Source organism: Desulfothermus naphthae, from assembly GCF_054657475.1.
In genome coordinates this window covers 183,302-201,191 of record NZ_BAAHYQ010000001.1, presented here as the reverse complement: position 1 = coordinate 201,191, position 17,890 = coordinate 183,302, and the positions used below count along the sequence as shown (strand labels likewise).

Below are 17,890 nucleotides of genomic sequence, written 5' to 3'. Positions count from 1 at the left end.
CCTTGACAAAAGCATAGGTTTTGAGATTATGTGGAGAGAAGTGGAGACTAGTGGAGATGTTTAGAGGACATGTTTATCGTACCCTGGATACCAAGGGCAGATTAATACTCCCACCAGAATTTAGGGAGATAGTTTTATCCCAGAATGAAGCAGGGCGTATCATGCTCACTAATCTTGATGGGTGCGTTGTTGGTTATACTTATCCCAAATGGCTTGAATTGGAACAGAGTTTTAATGAAATAAATTTGTTAAATAGAAGACTTAGAGATTTTCAAAGATTTTTCATATCTGGAGCAAAAGAGGTGGTAATGGATAGCCAGGGAAGAATACTTGTGCCTCCACATTTGAGAAAATACGCTAAACTTAATCGGGAGGTTGTTTTGGCTGGAGTTGGACACAAATTTGAGATCTGGGATCAGGAGAAATTTGAGATGCAGATCAGCAAGGTTGAAGAAGATTTTGATTCCCTTATAGATGATTTATATCAAAATGGTTATGAGTTAAAAATTTAAAATGTGTGAGTTTGATAAAAAAGATTTTCATATACCAGTTCTAAAGAATGACGCAATTAAGTATCTTAATATTAAAAAAGGAGGATATTATCTAGATGGCACCATTGGCTGTGGTGGCCATACAATTGCAATGCTGGAGGAAGTCAAAGGAGATATCTTTGTTTTGGGGGTGGATAGAGACAAGGAGGTATTAGACATTGCAAGAAAAAATATAGAACAAAAGGGATACTTATCCAAAGTTATGCTATTTCATTCTCCTTTTTCTAAGGTCTTTGATATTATAGAGAGTCTTAAGTGGCCCAAATTAGATGGAGTTTTGTTGGACCTTGGTGTTTCTTCATACCAGGTGGATACCCCAGCAAGGGGCTTTAGTTTTCACCTCCCAGGTCCTCTGGATATGAGAATGGATAGAGATGATGAGAAAAGTTGTTTTGATATAGTTAATTTTGCTCCTTATGAGGAGTTGAGAGATATTATCAAAGAATATGGTCAGGATCCAATGGCCGGAAGAATAGCAAAAAAAATCGTAGAGAAGCGAGGACAGAGTCCTATAAAAACTACACAAGAGTTGGCATCGATTGTATTAGAGGCATATCCATCAAAGTGGAGGCGGACAGCAAAAAGACATCCTGCAACCAGGACTTTTCAGGCCTTTAGAATAGCTGTTAATAGAGAATTAGATGAGCTTAAGGAATTTCTATCAAAGGTGCTTAATTTCTTAAAACCCGGAGCACGGATAGTGATTATATCTTTTCATTCCCTGGAAGACAGGATAGTGAAGCACTTTTTTAAAATAGAACAAAAGGGCTGTATTTGTCCTCCCTCACAGATATTGTGTACTTGCAATCATGTTCCAAGACTAAAGATACTTACTAAAAAGCCCGTTGTTCCAAAGGAAGATGAAATAAAGTTAAACAAAAGGGCAAGGAGTGCAAAACTAAGGGCTGCAGAAGTTTTATGAAAAAATATATTGTTATTTGCTTTATTGAAGTAATTATTACAATAATTTTATGCTTTTTGATTACATGGCTTAATGTCACACAAATAACACTTAAATACAAAATATCAAAATTACAATCAGAATATAAAGAAAAAAAAGAGTTAAAGGATAAACTTGAGACCGAGGCAAGTGTACTATTTTCTCCTTATAATTTGAAAAGGTTAGCAAATAAACTTGGTTTAGAATATATTGAACCTGCAAAGGTGAGAAAAATAAAATAATGACTTTATTAAAAAGAAGTAATAGAGATTTATCAATTATAAATATAAAGATAAGGATACTTTTTTTCGCATTATTTCTTGGTATTTTAACTTTATGGATAAGGGATTTTTACATCCAGATAGTCTGGAGAAAGGATTTATTAAAAAAAAGTAGTCATCAATATTGGAAAAAAGAGCTAGTAAATGGACCAAGAGGTGAGATTTTTACATCAGATGATGTATTGGTTGCAACTAGTGTGATATTAAATTCAGTTTTTGCTGTACCTAAAGATATTGATAATATAGATAAGACAAGCAGAAATTTGGCAAAGATTTTAGATCTAAGCCCAGGATACATAAAAAAAAAGCTCAAAACAAAGAGAAATTTTGTGTGGTTAAAAAGACGTATCTCAGATAAACAAGCAAAAAAAATAGCTGATTTGCATCCAAAAGGAATACACTTAACAGAAGAGATGGCCAGGGTCTATCCTCAAAAAATAATGGCGGGCCAATTGATTGGATTTGTTGGTGTTGATAACCAGGGATTAGAAGGTCTGGAAAAGAGCCTTGATAAACAACTCTCAGGTGAAAAAAAATATTTCTTAGTCCAGCGCGATGGAAGAGGACATCTTTTATATGCACCCGGTCAACTTAAGAGCTCAATAGCAGGCAAAGACATAGAGCTTACTCTGGATTCAAGGATCCAGACAATCTGTGAAAAGGCCCTTGCTGCTGGAGTTAAAAAAAATCGTGGAAATTATGGGATAGCTTTAGTTGTTGAAGTTAAAACAGGCAATATCTTGGCATGGGCACAATACCCCTTTTTTAATCCAAATTCATTTAGAAATTCCTCTCCAGCCATTTGGAGAAATAGAATTGCCCTGGATATGTTTGAGCCTGGCTCAACTATAAAACCTTTAATTGTTGTAGCTGCAATGGAAAACAAGGTGTGTAATTTAAATAAAATTTATTATTGTGAAAAGGGCAAATGGAAGTTTGAGGATGTAATAATCAGGGATACACACCCACACTCCTGGCTGTCTGTATCCAGGATAATCAGATATTCTAGTAATATTGGCGCTGCAAAGATAGGACTTGATATAGGGGCTCAAAAACTTTTTGCCTTTTTAAACAAAATTGGATTTGGCAGTACAACTAGACTCCCTTTGCCAGGAGAGGCCAAGGGGATCTTTAGGGATGTATCTGAGTGGACTAAGGTAGATCTTGCAAATATCAGTTTTGGACAGGGTATTTCAACAACAGCCCTTCAACTTGTAAGGGCCTATCTTATAATTGCAAACCATGGGGTTTTTACACCTCTGCATCTTATTGAGGATTATGATGATAATAATCAAAGAAAGAGAGTTATTTCTAGAAGGGTAAGCGATGCAATCTTAGATGTGTTAAAAGATGTAGTGGAAAAGGATGGAACAGGCCGGCTAGCCCGTATTGAAGGTATGGAAATTGGGGGTAAGACAGGCACATCACAAAAAGTGGAGCATGGGAAATACAGTAGAAAGAAATATGTTGCTTGCTTTATTGGGCTTTATCCAGCGTTGGACCCAAAGTATCTGGCCTTTGTCCTGGTCGATGAACCCAAAGAAAATATATACGGCGGTGTGGTAGCAGCACCCATTGTCAGGGAGATCTTTAAAAAAATCTTTCCTTTAGACACCTCTTTAACCCAAGGCCCGTTAAATAGAGATGTTCTAGAGGCTATTGATTCAAAGAACAAAGATAAAAATTCTCCTCTTTTTTATAAAAAAGTAATATTTAAGGGCTCAAAAATGCCAGATTTAAAAGGAATGTGTTTAAGAGAAGTTATCCATTTACTATCAAAAAAACATGTAATTTTTGAGGTAAGAAACAAAGGTCCTGTAGTTGTAAAACAATATCCAAAAGAGGGCTCTTCATTAAAAGGGAAAAAAGTGATTTTATGGATGGGAAATAACTAAAAATAGATATTTATAGCCATGGAATGGGAAGTTTTAAAACAAAAAGTAAGACAGGGTTTAAAGGTTGAGGTAGATTCTAGAAAAATTGAATCTGGAGATCTCTTTGTTGTTTTAGATGAAAACAAAAGATTTATAGAAGATGCATATAAAAGGGGTGCGCAATATTTTGTAGTTGGTCAAAAACACAAAGATTCCATCCCCAAGATGGAAGATAGGGAAGTTATCTATGTGCATGATACAAAAAAATCTCTTGGAGAGCTAGCTTCTGCATATTTTAAAACAGAGAAACAGGATTTTATTCTAATTGGAATTACTGGGACAAATGGAAAAACAACAACATCTTATTTTATTGAACATCTTTTAAAATATATTGGTCTAAAAGTAGGAGTAATAGGCACTATAAATTATAGATGGATAAATCATATTCAAGATGCCCCTTTAACAACTCCAGGATGTTTGGAGTTACACGAAATTATTTCTAAAATGAGATCTGAAGGTATTGATGCAATAGTGATGGAAGTATCATCCCATGGACTCTCCCAGGATAGGGTAGCTGGTTTGAGATTTGATTTTGCAGTTTTTACAAATCTAACCCAGGATCATTTAGATTACCATAAGGATATGGAGGATTATTTTTTAGCAAAAACAAAACTATTTCAAATATATTTAAGAAAAAAAGGCACAGCCATCATCAATGTAGATGACGCTTATGGCAAAAGACTTGTTAAAAATATCAATAAAAAAATAATTGGTTATACTATCTGTTCCAATAATAAAGATAATAATTTTCTTTGGGCTGAAATATTAAAGAGTTTTACAACAAAGCAAAAAGTTAAGTTTAGCTACAGAAATGAATCCTGGGAATTGCAGGTTCCATTTATTGGAAAACACAATGTATACAACCTCCTTGCTGCCCAGGGATTGGGTCTTGCTATGGGCATTAAGACAGGTGTTTTTCGGTGTTTTGAACAAAAATTTAATATACCGGGTAGAATGGAAAAAGTAGAGAACAAACTAGGATTAAATATATATATTGATTATGCACACACTCCTGATGGTCTTGAAAGGGTGTTAAAAGCAGTAAGGCAAATGGATTTTAAAAGGGTTATTGTGGTTTTTGGTTGCGGTGGTAACAGGGATAGGACCAAACGGGCTAAAATGGGGAAGGCAGCATCTAAATATAGTGATATAGTTGTTGTTACCTCGGACAATCCAAGATTTGAAGAGCCAGTTGATATAATTGAAGATATTTTAGTTGGTATAAATGGATCAAGGCCATATTTTGTAGAGGTGGATAGAAAAAAGGCAATTCAAAAGGCAATTGAGATGTTAGACAAAAAGGATGTCCTTTTAATAGCAGGAAAAGGACATGAAACACACCAGGAAATAAAGGGTGTGAGATATCCATTTATGGATAAAGAGGTTGTGTTGGAGATATTGGATTCATGGAATTAGGATTATATGAACTTGGGTCCATCCTTGGTTCTATAGGCAATTATTTGGAATTTCAAGACATTCAATTTACTTCTATCAAGACTGACAGTCGTCTTGTGGAAAAAGGAGATCTCTTTGTCTGTCTTCAGGGCTCCAAAATGGATGGCCACAGCTTTGCTAAAGATGCTGTAAAAAAAGGGGCTAGAGCAATTGTGGCCATGAAAATGTTAAGGGATTTACAAGGGCAAATTCCAATAATAATGGTAAGAGATACTGAACAAGCCCTTTTAACCATTGCAAAACATCTGCGGTTTAAATTTAAAGGCAAGGTAATTGGTGTTACAGGCAGTTGTGGCAAGACCTCTACAAAGGAACTGATATATTCAATATTGTCTATACATCATAATACAGGAAAAAATTTTAAAAACTGGAATAATCATATTGGAATCCCTCTATCAATATTTAAATTTACAGGAAAGGAAGATTTCTGGGTCTTAGAGTTAGGTATAAATTATAAAAATGAGATGGATAAGCTGGGTGAAGTGGTTGCACCTGATATTGCATGCATACCAAATATTGGACCAGTTCACTTAGAGGGTCTTGGTTCTGTAAAAGGAGTTGCAAAGGAGAAAGCAAAACTTTTAGATTTTGTAAGACCAGGTGGATTTGCCGTAATAAATAGAGATTATCCTGAGTTAGTAGAGGAGGTAGAAAAAAGAAATATAAAAATTGTATATGTTGGAGATGGAACAAAATATAATATAACATACAATGGTTTAGATAAAGATATGTTTGGTGAATTTACTCTCAATTTAGATGAAACAAAAATAGATGTTGTTAGCCCTTTAAATCTAAGTTTATTTGATGAAAACATATTAATTGCATCTACAATTGCATATAAATTAGGAATTGATATTGAAGATATAAAAAAAGGTATATCGCAAGTTAAGTTACCTGAACACAGAAACAAATGGTTAAAGATTAATGACTTTTTGATTTTAGATGATTGTTACAATGCAAATCCAATTGCAATGGAGAAATTATTTTTAGGTTTATCAAAGGTAAATGTTAAAAAACCTTTGATAGCTATTTTAGGAGATATGTTGGAGTTAGGTGATGCTTCTGTCTATGAACATCAAAATCTGGGTAAATTAATTGGAAAGAGTAATGTAGATATATTGTTTTATAAAGGAGATTTTTTTGAATATGTAAAGAATGGATTATTATCTGTTTCACAGAATATTCCAATATATGAGATAAAAAATATTGAAGATGTATTAAATAAATTTAAAGCCTTAAATATATATAAAGGGACTATTGTTGCTAAAGCATCTAGAGGAATTAAGTTAGAGGATATAATAAGAGATTTGATTCAAAAAATAAAAAATCAAGGATAAATAAATTAAATGTATCATTTATTGTATTCCTTATCTGATTATATTTCTGCTTTTAATATCTTCAGATATATTACTTTTAGATCTATTTATGCAATGTTAACATCTCTTTTAATAGCTATTTTCATTGGACCAAAAGTTATAGAGTTTCTTAAAGGATTAAAGGTCAAACAGTATATTCAGGAAGATGTAGTGATACATCAAACAAAACAGGGTACTCCTACAATGGGAGGAATACTTATTGGGATAGCCCATTTGACTTCTGTATTTCTTTGGGCAGATCTGACAAATCCCTATATCTGGCTTTGTATCTTAGTATTTGTTGGTTTTGGTCTAATTGGATTTATTGATGATTATCTGAAGGTGATTCGCAGGCACAATATGGGATTAACCAAAGGTTCTAAGTTTTTCGCACAGGTAATTATAGGGATTATTGCCCTTACACTTTTGATAAAGCTCCCAGGCTATTCAAGCAAGCTTTATGTTCCTTTTTTTAAGTGGATCCATCCTGATCTAGGATGGTTTTATATTGTGTTTGCCCTTTTTGTGGTTGTGGGCTCTTCAAATGGTGTAAATTTAACCGATGGTCTTGATGGGCTGGCAATAGGTCCAACTGTGATTGTTGCAGCGTGTCTTGCTGTATTTTTATATGTTGCAGGACATGTAAAGATTGCTCACTATCTTCAGGTGGCATATGTCCCTGGAGTAGGGGAGGTCACAGTGTTCTGTGCCTCATTGGTTGGAGCTGGCCTGGGATTTTTGTGGTTTAATGCCTATCCAGCTCAGGTATTTATGGGTGATGTGGGAAGTTTAAGCCTTGGAGCAACCCTTGGATTCCTGGCAATTTTGTGCAAACAGGAACTTGTTTTACCCATTGCTGGAGCACTCTTTGTAATAGAAACCCTCTCTGTTATTATTCAGGTTGCATATTTTAGATGGACTGGTGGCAAAAGGGTATTTAAAATGGCGCCTATTCATCATCACTTTGAGTTGCAAGGCATACCAGAATCAAAGATTATAGTAAGGTTCTGGATTATTTCAATAATATTTGCAATGTTAGCTCTTAGTACTTTAAAACTAAGATAGTAAATTATGAATAGATTTAATGCAAAAAGAGTAGCTGTGATTGGCGGTGGCACCTCAGGAATAGCTGCTGCAAAATTGGCTTCAAAAAAGGGGTTTGAAACCTTTTTGTTTGAACAAAAAAAAGGAGTTATTGATTCTTATCTAAGAGAAGAACTCTATAATAGAGGTATTAAACTAATTGAAGGAGAACATAAAAAAGGTGATTTTTCAAAAATTGACCTTGTAATCTTAAGCCCAGGGGTGCCTGTACATAAGATTAAAAAAGTTTTGGACCCACATATTCCTATTATATCAGAAATAGAATTTGCATATAATCATTTAAAAGAAGAGAAAATAATAGGTGTAACAGGTACAAATGGTAAGACTACTACAGTTGGAATTATTTCCTGGGTTTTAAATAAACTAGAGATAGATCACTTTGTTGGTGGAAATTATGGAATTCCATTAAGTGATTATGTTTTAGATGGTAGTAAAAAGAAAATTATACTTCTTGAACTCAGTAGCTTTCAATTACAAAACATAAAAGATTTTAGATGTAATATTTCAGTATTTTTAAATTTTTCTGAAAACCATCTCGATTTTCATAAAGATATGGATGAATATCTTACATGTAAGCTTAATATATTTAAAAACCAATCATCAGATGATGTTGCTATAATAAATATAAATCTAAAGCCATTTTTAAATGGAACTATATTTAATTCACAGGTTAAATACTTTTCAAAAGCGGATTTTAAATTAAAAAATTTAATAGGAAAACACAATCTTGAAAATATTGCTGCAGCATATCTGGTATGTAAAGAACTGGGTATAAGTAAAAAACAGTTTATAGAGGCTGCTTCTGATTTTAGACCTTTTGAACACAGACTTGAATATGTAGGTGAAATAAATGGAGTTAAATTTTTTAATGACTCAAAATCAACAACCCTTAAATCAATAGAAGCAGCTGTAAATTCATTTGAAGACCCTGTTTTATTAATTGCTGGCGGCAAATTAAAGGGTGGAGATCCAAAAAAAACAGGAATATGTATTAAAGATAAAATATCTCATGCATGTGTTTTTGGACAGAGTGGTGATATATTTTATGAAAAATGGAATAAGTATTTTCCTGTAGAGAAAGTAAAGGACATAAATCAAGCAGTATCACTGTTATTTGCTAATTCAAAAAAAGGAGATATTATTTTATTTTCCCCTGGTTGCTCAAGTTTTGATATGTTTGAAAACTATAAAGAGAGGGGAAATTGTTTTAAAAATATTGTAAAAAGCTTAATAAAGAGTGTTAAATACAACTAAAATATATGAATAAAAATTTATCTTCATACAAATTTATTCTTGTTCCAATTTCAATATTAATGATAATGGGACTTATTATGGTATTTAGTGCAAGTAGCATTTATGCCACATCAAATTTTAATGATGCATATTTTTTTATAAAAAAACAGTTTATATTTTTTATAACAGGAATTGTTGTCATATATATTGTCTCCATGATACCAACAGAATTTTTTTATGTAACTAGATATTTTTGGTTGTTGATCTGTTTTACATTATTGGTCTTAACTTTGACTTCAATTGGTCATAAAGCTCATGGTGCAAGCAGATGGATACCTTTTTTGGGATTTTCTCTTCAGCCAGTAGAATTTTCAAAAATCTTTTTGACAATGTATTTTGCCTGGTTTTTTGGTGAAAAACAGGAAAATATTAAGAAATTTAGTATTGGTTTTCTGCCACCAATCTTAGTCACTATTATATTTTCATCGATTTTGCTCCTTCAGCCTGATTTTGGCAGTGCACTATTTTTATGTTGTATATTCTTTTTTATGAGCTTGATTGGAGGCACAAAACTCCTTTATTGGATATGTTCATTAATTCTTTTAGCGAGTTCTGCAATTGTTATGGTTATTACATCTCCTTATAGACTGATGAGATGGAAGGCCTTTTTGCATCCCTTTGAACACGCAAAAAAAGAAGGTTATCAACTGGTACAATCAATATATGGTCTGGCAAATGGAGGACTTAAAGGGGTTGGACTTGGATATGGTAAGCAGAAGTTGTTTTTCCTTCCTGAAGCCCATACAGACTTTATCTTGAGTGTCTTAGGGGAAGAGCTTGGTTTTTTAGGGATGAGTGTGGTATTTTTGTGCATTATTTCTATTTTATATATGGGTGTAAAAATTTGTGTTAATATCCAAGATCTCAAAGATAAGTTTTTGGTGGCGGGCATTATCTTTATAATTGTGTTCTCAGCGTTTTTGAATATTTCTGTTGTGTTGGGCATGATTCCCCCAAAGGGGTTGGCTATGCCCTTTTTAAGCTATGGAGGATCAAATCTTTTGGCCCTTTCAATTGGAATAGGATTAATTTTAAGTGTAATTAAGAAGAATGGGTAATACTAAAAATTGTAAGATAATACTAGCAACAGGTGGCACAGGTGGTCATATATTTCCGGCCCTAGCTGTGGCCAGAGAAATTGAAAATTTTGCTTTGCAACAAGCAGAAGTCTTTTTAGTTGGCGGAAAATATGGCCAGGAACAAAAAATTGTAACAGATGCAGGTTATAAAATTTATTTACTCCCGGTAAAAGGGATTTTGGGTAAGGGGTTAAACGCAATATCAAATATGGGTTTTGTCTTATATAGCATGATCATCTGTTACTTGTGGCTTAGAAAGGTAAAACCAGATGTAGTGGTTGGATTTGGAAGTTACGCATCTTTTGTTCCAGTTTATGTGGCCTGGAAAATGGGAATACCCACCTGCATACATGAACAAAATAGCTATCCAGGTTTTACAAACAGGTTTTTAGGAAAAAGGGTTGATAGGGTATTTTTGAGTTTTCCAGATGATATGGGAATATTTGATAAAAACAAAACAGAGGTTTTGGGAAATCCAGTAAGACAAGAAATAATTGAGGCTGCAAAAGTAAGTAACGGTAGTATTGATGGGGGAAATAAGAAGATAAATTTGCTCATTATTGGAGGGAGCCAGGGAGCAAAAGGGATTAATGATGGAGTTTTAGAATCACTTACTTTATTTAAGAGTATAGGTGTGAGTCTTTATCATCAAACAGGGAAATTAGACTATGAAAGGGTGCTCTCTGTATATAGATCTTCTGGTCTAAAGAACTACAGAGTCGTGCCTTTTATAGATAATATGACAGATGCTTATCTCTGGGCTGATCTTGTTGTTTGCAGGGCAGGTGCATCCACTATTTTTGAGCTAGCAACAATGGGAAAGCCAAGTATTTTGATACCTTACCCTTATGCAGCCAATGATCACCAGAGAAAAAATGCTAGATATTTAGAAAAGGTGGGTGGGGCAATGGTAGTGGAACAGGGTTTTTTAGAGAGAAATTCTTTGGGAAACATTGTAGCTGATTTAGTTGCTATTCCTGGCAAGTTAAAGGAGATGTCAAAGGCTGCAAAATCCATTGCTAAACCTGATGCAACTATAAGACTAACTCAGAGGATACTTGAGCTTAGTAGATGTTAAAAAAGAATAAGAGATAGCGTTATGAAAAGTATAAAAAAGATACACATGATTGGAATAGGTGGATCTGGAATGAGCGGAATAGCAGAAGTGTTAATAAATTTAGGATATAGTGTGTCTGGCTCAGACGTGGCTGATAGCGATGTGATTGAACGGCTTAAAAAACTTGGGGCAAAGGTGAACATAGGTCACAGTGCAAAAAACGTGGAAGATGCTGAAGTAGTTGTTTTTTCCAGTGCTATTTCAGAAGATAATCCAGAGATAATAGAGGCCAAACAAAGGTCCATACCTGTTATTCCAAGGGCTGAGATGTTGGCTGAACTCATGAGGTTAAAGACAGGTATTGCTGTTGCTGGAACACATGGAAAGACCACATCTACTTCACTTCTTGGAACAGTTTTTATGGAGGCAGGACTTGATCCAACAGTGATTATTGGGGGCAGACTCAATGCATATGGCACAAATGCATTTTTAGGAAAAGGAGAATATTTAATTGCCGAGGCAGATGAGTCTGATGGCTCATTTCTCTGTTTGTTTCCCATTGTTTCTATGGTTACTAATATAGACGCTGATCATATGGACTTTTATCCTGATTTAGATTCTATAAAGGATGCATTTTTGAAATTTATGAACATGGTGCCTTTTTATGGAATAAATGTGGTGTGTGGAGATGATGAAAATATAATGGAACTAGTGCCAAAAGTTAAAAGGTCTGTAATTACTTATGGGTTTAAAGCACACAACACAATCAGAGGGGAGATAATAGAGATAGGAGCTCTATCCAGATTTAGGATATTTATTGCAAATAAATTCTGGGGAGAATGTGTCTTAGGTATTCCTGGAGAGCACAATATTTTAAATGCAATAGGGGTTATAGGCATAGCCAATCACTTTGGTATCTCTAAAAAAGATATCATACATGGGCTGGAGGGTTTTAAAGGAGTTGGAAGGAGGCTCGAAAAAAGGGGTGGGTTAGACGGGGTGGTGGTAATTGATGACTATGGCCATCATCCAACAGAAATAAAGACCACATTGAAAACAGTTAAACAGATGTATCCAGAAAAGAGGCTGGTTGTTGCCTTTCAGCCTCACAGATATACGAGGACTAAGGCACTTTACGGTGATTTTTGCAAATCTTTTGAACTCGCTGATATATTGCTCGTTACTGAGATTTATCCTGCTTCAGAAGATCCTATTCCTGGCGTGGATGGTGAATCTCTGGCTAAAGGAATCAGGCAACTTAGCAATACTAATGTTTTTTATTGTGAAGACTTAAACACCTGTCTTTTAAAGGCCAGAGAGATATTAAGGTCTGGAGACCTTTTTCTCACGCTTGGGGCAGGTAGTATCTGGAAGGTGGGAGTATCATATCTCCAGAAAAAGGAAGCACTATGAGGTTAATCTCCGAACCTTTTCTCGATAAATTAACTACTATAGGAATTATGTCCAGGTGTGAAGGTTTAATTGAGGCTAGAGATATACATGATCTGGAGGAAATAGCAAATTTCTTGGTGAAAAATAAAGCAAAAGCTATCTTTATTGGAAATGGCTCCAATATAGTGCCTGGACTAAGCTTTTTGCCTGTATTTATAATTAAATTTTTAAATGAGAAATTGGAGGTAATAAGGGAAAAGGAAGATGGTGTACTCATAGAAGTAGGCTCTTCGGTGTTACTGAAAAGACTTATTATGTGGAGTGTAAAAAATGGTTATAAAGGAGTGGAGAATTTAATTGGAATACCTGGAAGTGTTGGAGGTGCTGTATGTATGAATGCTGGTTCTTATGGTTCTGAAATATTTGATGTTATATCAAAAGTTACCTTTTGGCATGAGGATATCGGTATTGTTACTTATTCAAAGGATGATCTGGAAATTTCATACAGGAAATTCGTACCTCCTATGCGTGAAGGTCTATGGTGCGTTTTTTCTGTGACTATGGATTTAAAGAAATCAGATAAAAATTTACTCTTAAAGAAGATAAAGAAAACTTACAATAATAAAAAGAGTACCCAACCAGTTACATCAAAGACCTGTGGATGTGTTTTTAAAAATCCTATTCAGTATCCTGCGGGATATCTTTTGGAAAAAAGTGGGATGAAGGGCTTTTCACTAGGAAATATGATGTTTTCAGACCTTCATGCAAATTTTTTGATTAATAAAGGTAAGGCTACTCCTTCTGAAGCAATGGAAATTATAGAAATAGCAAGGTCAAAGGTATATGAAAATTTTGGAATAAATCTGGATTTAGAAGTTAAAATTTTGTCATAACATGGCAAGAAATATATATATACAGGAGAAATTATCTGTCAAAATAGTAAGACAGTTTAAAACAATATTAAAGTATTTGTTTTTATATACATTCATAGTTGTTTTTTTTCTAGCAATAAGTTGGATTTTAGTAAAAAGTTATAAGTATGTAACTACTACAAAAATTTTTGCTCTAAAATATGTAGAAATAAAAGGATTAAAAAATTTAACAAAAGAGGAAATATTGAAAAAATTAAATATTAATTATGGAAAGAATATATTTGATATAAATCTTTTTGATATAAAAAAAAGATTATTAAAAGATAAATGGATAAAAGATGTGATGATAAGAAGGGTAATACCAAGTAAGATTGTTATTAGTATTACTGAAAGAGAGCCTGTATATATATTACACGAAAAAAGGTCATTGTATTATATTGATAAGGATGGGATAAAGATAGCAAAATTTGGAAATAAGATATTGGATTTACCAGTTATAGAAATGGAGGATCAACAAGTTTTCTCTAAAATAAGTAATTATTTAACAAAAGGATTGCCAATAAGTATAAATAATATAGGGTGGGTGTATGTAGGAAATATATATGTTAAATTTTATGATTATAAAAATAAAATCCTATGGAAAATAGATGTTGATAGTTTATCTAATAGCCTTAGTAGTGCAAGATTGATCTGGCGTGAAATAAACAGAACTTTCAAAGGAAATAATATAAAGGAAATTACAGTAATAAATTACTTGGGTTGGGTACAACTTAGAAATTGACCTACAAAAAATTAAACAGGGGATAATTCATGGCAAAGGGAGAAATCATAGTTGGTCTGGACATAGGAACAACCAAGATTTGTGCAGTTATTGGAGAGAACAAGAATGGACGAATACATATAATTGGAAGTGGAGAGAGTCCTTCTTCAGGGCTGAGAAAAGGAGTGGTTGTGAATATTGAACAGACTGTGAAATCCATAAAAGAGGCCCTGGATGAGGCAGAGCAGATGAGTGGGTGTGAGATCAGATCAGTGTATGCAGGGATAGCAGGTAGTCATATAAAGGGTTTTAACAGTCAGGGGATTATCCCAGTCAGGGGCGAAGAGATAACAAAAAACGATATTGAACGGGTAATAGATGCAGCTAAGGCTGTGGCAATTCCCTTGGACAGGGAAGTTATACATATCCTGCCTCAGGAGTTTATAGTGGATGATCAGGGTGGTATAGAGGATCCGCTTGGTATGTCCGGAGTGAGGTTAGAGGTCAAGGTGCATATTGTAACAGGTGCAGTATCAAGTGCTCAAAACATTATTCGTTCTTGTCATAAGGCCGGATTAGATGTGGCAGATATTGTATTAGAGCCCTTAGCGTCTGGGTATGCAACCTTAACTGATGAGGAAAAGGAAATTGGTGTGGCATTGGTGGATATTGGAGGAGGGACAACAGATCTTGCTGTTTTTTTAAACGATGCAATAAAACACATCTCAATTTTATCCCTTGGAGGGACCAATTTAACCAGTGATATTGCCTTTGGTTTGAGAACCCCAATGAGTGCTGCAGAGGAGATAAAGAAAAAGTATGGGTGTGCACTTACTGATCTAGTTCAGGACAATGAGGTTATTGATGTTCCAACTGTTGGAGGCAGGCCACCGAGGAGACTTTTTAGAAAGACCCTGGCTGAAATTTGTGAACCCAGAATGGAAGAAATTCTTGCCCTGGTGGATCAAGATCTGGAGAAATCTGGTTACAAACCCATGATAGGTGCAGGTGTGGTCTTAACTGGAGGTAGTTCTCTTATCGAGGGTATAGTGGAGTTAGCTGAGCAGATATTTGGCCTGCCTGTTAGGATTGGTTATCCAAAGGGCATAGGCGGTCTTACAGACATAGTGATGAACCCAAAATATGCTACTGCTGTTGGTCTGCTTCTTTATGGTGCAAGAAAGGAAAATTTTTCAACTAGCTTTAGAATTAGGGAAAGAAATGTCTTTGATAGACTTTTGTCAAAGATGAAGAATTGGTTTGTGGATATTAGTTAGTTTGTAATGATGTGAGAGTTAAAGGGTTTATGGGTTGAGGGTTAAAGAGTTAAGAGTTGACCCCATTAAATTCCGAACTCAACAAATCCAATAAACTCAATAAACCCGACAAACTCAATAAACTCACAAACCCACAAACTCACAACCCCTATAAGGAGGAAATTATGGAACATATGGAAATAATACCTGAGGGAAATGCCAAGATAAAGGTTGTTGGAGTAGGCGGCGGTGGAGGAAATGCTGTTAATAATATGATTGACTCTTCTTTAAAAGGAGTGTCATTTATAGTTGCAAATACAGATGTTCAGGCCCTTAAGAATTCTTGTGCAGAGTATAAGATCCAGCTTGGAGAAAAGCTCACAAAGGGACTTGGAGCTGGAGCAAATCCTGAAATTGGGCGACAGGCTGCTGAAGAAAGTGCAGAGACCATTAAAGAACTTTTAACAGGCAGTGATATGGTATTTGTTACAGCAGGAATGGGTGGTGGAACAGGCACAGGTGCTGCACCAGTTATAGCTCAAATTGCTAAAGAACTTGGGGCTCTTACTGTGGCAGTTGTTACAAAGCCTTTTTATTTTGAAGGACCAAAGAGATTGCAACAGGCAGAAAGAGGTATAAAAAATTTAAAGGAAGTGGTGGATAGTATTATCACAATACCAAACGATAGATTACTCTCCCTTGCCTCTAAGAATGCTACATTTATGGAGATGTTGAAAAAGGCAGATGAAGTTTTGTATTATGCTGTCAAAGGCATATCTGATCTTATTTTGGTTCCAGGTCTAATAAACCTGGACTTTGCAGATGTAAAGGCAGTAATGGAGGGAATGGGTCTTGCTCTTATGGGTACTGGTATTGCAAGTGGAGAAGGCAGGGCAAGGGAAGCTGCAATGAAGGCAATAACTAGCCCCCTTTTGGAAGATGTGTCTATCGATGGTGCCCAGGGAATACTTATGAATATTACAGCAGGGCCAGATTTAAGGATCCAGGAGGTTGATGAAGCTGCAAGTATTATTTATGAAGCTGCAAGTAAAGATGCACAGATATTTTTTGGAACAGTCTTTGAGGACAACTGTGGTGATGAAATAAGAATTACAGTAATAGCCACTGGAATAGAAAATGGAGAAAAAGTAATAGATTCAACATTAGATCCTTCTGATGTGAGGAAAGTCAGTAATCTTAGCAGATTTCAAAAAAGACCTCAACCGACAAATAGAAAACCAGCTCCAGCAGCTTCCCATGATCAAAGAGAAATTCCGGCATTTATCAGGAAAAAGTCGGGAATTATGGAAGATAACCATGACATTACCCCTGAACAAAAAGTTTCTGTTGCAAGTGGAGAAGATGATTTTATATTTGAAGATGAAGAAGACTTTGAAATTCCTTCTTTTATAAGAAAACAGGTGGATTAAAAAGCAGGGGATTTCCCCTGCGTTAATCAACCTTCTATACTCTTCCTTGTAAAGGGCGGTGTGATTAAGGTTTTTACTAATCTTTAGTTTCAGGAATTAAAGGTTCCCCCATTTTTATTTTTCTTTTAATTTCGTCAGCGGTCTTTTGAATAGCCAGAAACCGCTTTGCTGTAGAGGGATGGGTACTTCCTTTTAAATTGATAGCCATAGGATGAGTTGCTGCCATACGCCTCCATAATTGAGCAGCTCCTGAGACATCATATCCAGCCCGAGCCGCATAATAGCATCCCACATAATCTGCTTCAGCCTCAAACTCCTGGCTAAAGATCAATTGTCCTGCTTCTGCTCCTATTCTTGTTACATTTACTCCTGTTAATTCACTTATAATAGCACCTAAAAGGGTTCCAATAGTCCTATTTACAGCTTTTTTTTGTATGTGTCCCATGGTATTATGGGCTAGTTCGTGCCCAATTATTAATGCCAATTCATCATCGGAATCTAAAAATCTCATCATTCCTGAGAAAACAACTACATGTCTACCATCTGCATATGCATTTACCTGATCGCTATTTTTTAATATTATTGAATAATTACATATACAAAGAGGTTTAATCACAATATTTAGTTTTTTGTCTTCACGTTCTATTGATAACACAATTTTTTCCCCATGATTGTCTTTTAAAACCTGACTTAAGGTGTTTATTCCTTTTTTGCCTGGCAATAAATGCTCCTGATTAACAGCATAGATTACATCTCCTGGCTTTAAACCCGCTTTTTCTGCTGGTGAATCAGGTATTACATAAAGTACTGTTGGATAATCTTTAATCCCAAAAAGATTTACATAGGCCTGACGATAATTTTTTGATATACTTGCCTGGGAAAGATAAACAAAACCCCAATCATATCTTACTTTATTTCCACATAATGGCGCATTGGCTTGGAGAATGCGAAAGCCTATCCTCTGAAGGCGTTTATATAATTTTACAAATTCTAACACAGCCAATTCTCTCTGTTTTTCTGCTTCCTGGGCAGCTATTTCCTCACTAATCTTTGGCACTCTGGTTGTTGGGGCACAGGCAGCAGCTATTAGGAAAAAAATCAATGCAATTAACTTATATTTCTTCATCTCTC

The 17,890-nt window shown here is 34.9% G+C and carries 16 protein-coding genes; 15 read left to right on the top strand and 1 reads right to left on the bottom strand.

The genetic code is table 11. The features are described 5' to 3' along the window. The first annotated feature begins 56 nt into the window (after nucleotides 1–56). From mraZ to ftsZ, 15 genes are all read left to right on the top strand, one after another. Entirely contained in the window at nucleotides 57–512 is a 456-nt protein-coding gene (mraZ, locus tag ACYQ1E_RS00940) for a division/cell wall cluster transcriptional repressor MraZ (protein ID WP_459874786.1), read from the top strand. 1 nt (nucleotide 513) lies between these two features. Further along, the gene (rsmH, locus tag ACYQ1E_RS00935) at nucleotides 514–1,473 is read left to right on the top strand and encodes a 16S rRNA (cytosine(1402)-N(4))-methyltransferase RsmH (RefSeq protein ID WP_459874785.1); all 960 of its coding nucleotides are present in this window, start codon (nucleotides 514–516) and stop codon (nucleotides 1,471–1,473) included. Beyond that, entirely contained in the window at nucleotides 1,470–1,733 is a 264-nt protein-coding gene (locus ACYQ1E_RS00930; RefSeq protein ID WP_459874784.1) for a hypothetical protein, read from the top strand. Before rsmH ends, ACYQ1E_RS00930 begins: the two co-directional genes overlap by 4 nt. After that, entirely contained in the window at nucleotides 1,733–3,667 is a 1,935-nt protein-coding gene (locus ACYQ1E_RS00925; protein ID WP_459874783.1) for a penicillin-binding transpeptidase domain-containing protein, read from the top strand. Before ACYQ1E_RS00930 ends, ACYQ1E_RS00925 begins: the two co-directional genes overlap by 1 nt. Nucleotides 3,668–3,685: 18 nt before the next feature. Continuing rightward, nucleotides 3,686–5,122 carry a UDP-N-acetylmuramoyl-L-alanyl-D-glutamate--2,6-diaminopimelate ligase gene (locus ACYQ1E_RS00920; protein ID WP_459874782.1) on the top strand — a complete coding sequence of 479 codons (1,437 nt, stop codon included), beginning with the start codon at nucleotides 3,686–3,688 and terminating at the stop codon, nucleotides 5,120–5,122. After that, a complete protein-coding gene (locus ACYQ1E_RS00915; RefSeq protein ID WP_459874781.1) occupies nucleotides 5,113–6,498 on the top strand; it encodes a UDP-N-acetylmuramoyl-tripeptide--D-alanyl-D-alanine ligase in 1,386 nt (461 codons plus the stop codon). The genes ACYQ1E_RS00920 and ACYQ1E_RS00915 overlap by 10 nt, the downstream gene beginning before the upstream one ends. A 9-nt stretch (nucleotides 6,499–6,507) precedes the next feature. Continuing rightward, the gene (gene mraY, locus ACYQ1E_RS00910; protein WP_459874780.1) at nucleotides 6,508–7,581 is read left to right on the top strand and encodes a phospho-N-acetylmuramoyl-pentapeptide-transferase; all 1,074 of its coding nucleotides are present in this window, start codon (nucleotides 6,508–6,510) and stop codon (nucleotides 7,579–7,581) included. Between the two features lie 6 nt (nucleotides 7,582–7,587). Beyond that, nucleotides 7,588–8,874 (top strand): UDP-N-acetylmuramoyl-L-alanine--D-glutamate ligase, encoded by a 1,287-nt coding sequence (gene murD, locus ACYQ1E_RS00905; RefSeq protein ID WP_459874779.1) that lies wholly within the window; start codon nucleotides 7,588–7,590, stop codon nucleotides 8,872–8,874. Between the two features lie 5 nt (nucleotides 8,875–8,879). Beyond that, entirely contained in the window at nucleotides 8,880–9,971 is a 1,092-nt protein-coding gene (ftsW, locus tag ACYQ1E_RS00900; protein ID WP_459874778.1) for a putative lipid II flippase FtsW, read from the top strand. After that, the gene (murG, locus tag ACYQ1E_RS00895) at nucleotides 9,964–11,070 is read left to right on the top strand and encodes an undecaprenyldiphospho-muramoylpentapeptide beta-N-acetylglucosaminyltransferase (RefSeq protein ID WP_459874777.1); all 1,107 of its coding nucleotides are present in this window, start codon (nucleotides 9,964–9,966) and stop codon (nucleotides 11,068–11,070) included. The genes ftsW and murG overlap by 8 nt, the downstream gene beginning before the upstream one ends. Before the next feature lie 21 nt (nucleotides 11,071–11,091). Beyond that, complete coding sequence (murC, locus tag ACYQ1E_RS00890) at nucleotides 11,092–12,462, top strand: UDP-N-acetylmuramate--L-alanine ligase (RefSeq protein ID WP_459874776.1); 1,371 nt, start codon at nucleotides 11,092–11,094, stop codon at nucleotides 12,460–12,462. After that, entirely contained in the window at nucleotides 12,459–13,334 is an 876-nt protein-coding gene (gene murB, locus ACYQ1E_RS00885; RefSeq protein ID WP_459874775.1) for a UDP-N-acetylmuramate dehydrogenase, read from the top strand. The genes murC and murB overlap by 4 nt, the downstream gene beginning before the upstream one ends. A 1-nt stretch (nucleotide 13,335) precedes the next feature. Next, nucleotides 13,336–14,094 carry a cell division protein FtsQ/DivIB gene (locus ACYQ1E_RS00880; protein WP_459874774.1) on the top strand — a complete coding sequence of 253 codons (759 nt, stop codon included), beginning with the start codon at nucleotides 13,336–13,338 and terminating at the stop codon, nucleotides 14,092–14,094. Between the two features lie 29 nt (nucleotides 14,095–14,123). Continuing rightward, the gene (gene ftsA / locus ACYQ1E_RS00875) at nucleotides 14,124–15,350 is read left to right on the top strand and encodes a cell division protein FtsA (protein ID WP_459874773.1); all 1,227 of its coding nucleotides are present in this window, start codon (nucleotides 14,124–14,126) and stop codon (nucleotides 15,348–15,350) included. Between the two features lie 164 nt (nucleotides 15,351–15,514). Beyond that, complete coding sequence (gene ftsZ / locus ACYQ1E_RS00870) at nucleotides 15,515–16,759, top strand: cell division protein FtsZ (protein WP_459874772.1); 1,245 nt, start codon at nucleotides 15,515–15,517, stop codon at nucleotides 16,757–16,759. 76 nt (nucleotides 16,760–16,835) lie between these two features. Here ftsZ and ACYQ1E_RS00865 read toward each other — a convergent pair whose 3' ends face one another. Continuing rightward, nucleotides 16,836–17,885, bottom strand: a complete 1,050-nt coding sequence (locus ACYQ1E_RS00865; RefSeq protein ID WP_459874771.1) for a M48 family metallopeptidase — start codon at nucleotides 17,883–17,885, stop codon at nucleotides 16,836–16,838. Nucleotides 17,886–17,890 lie beyond the last annotated feature (5 nt).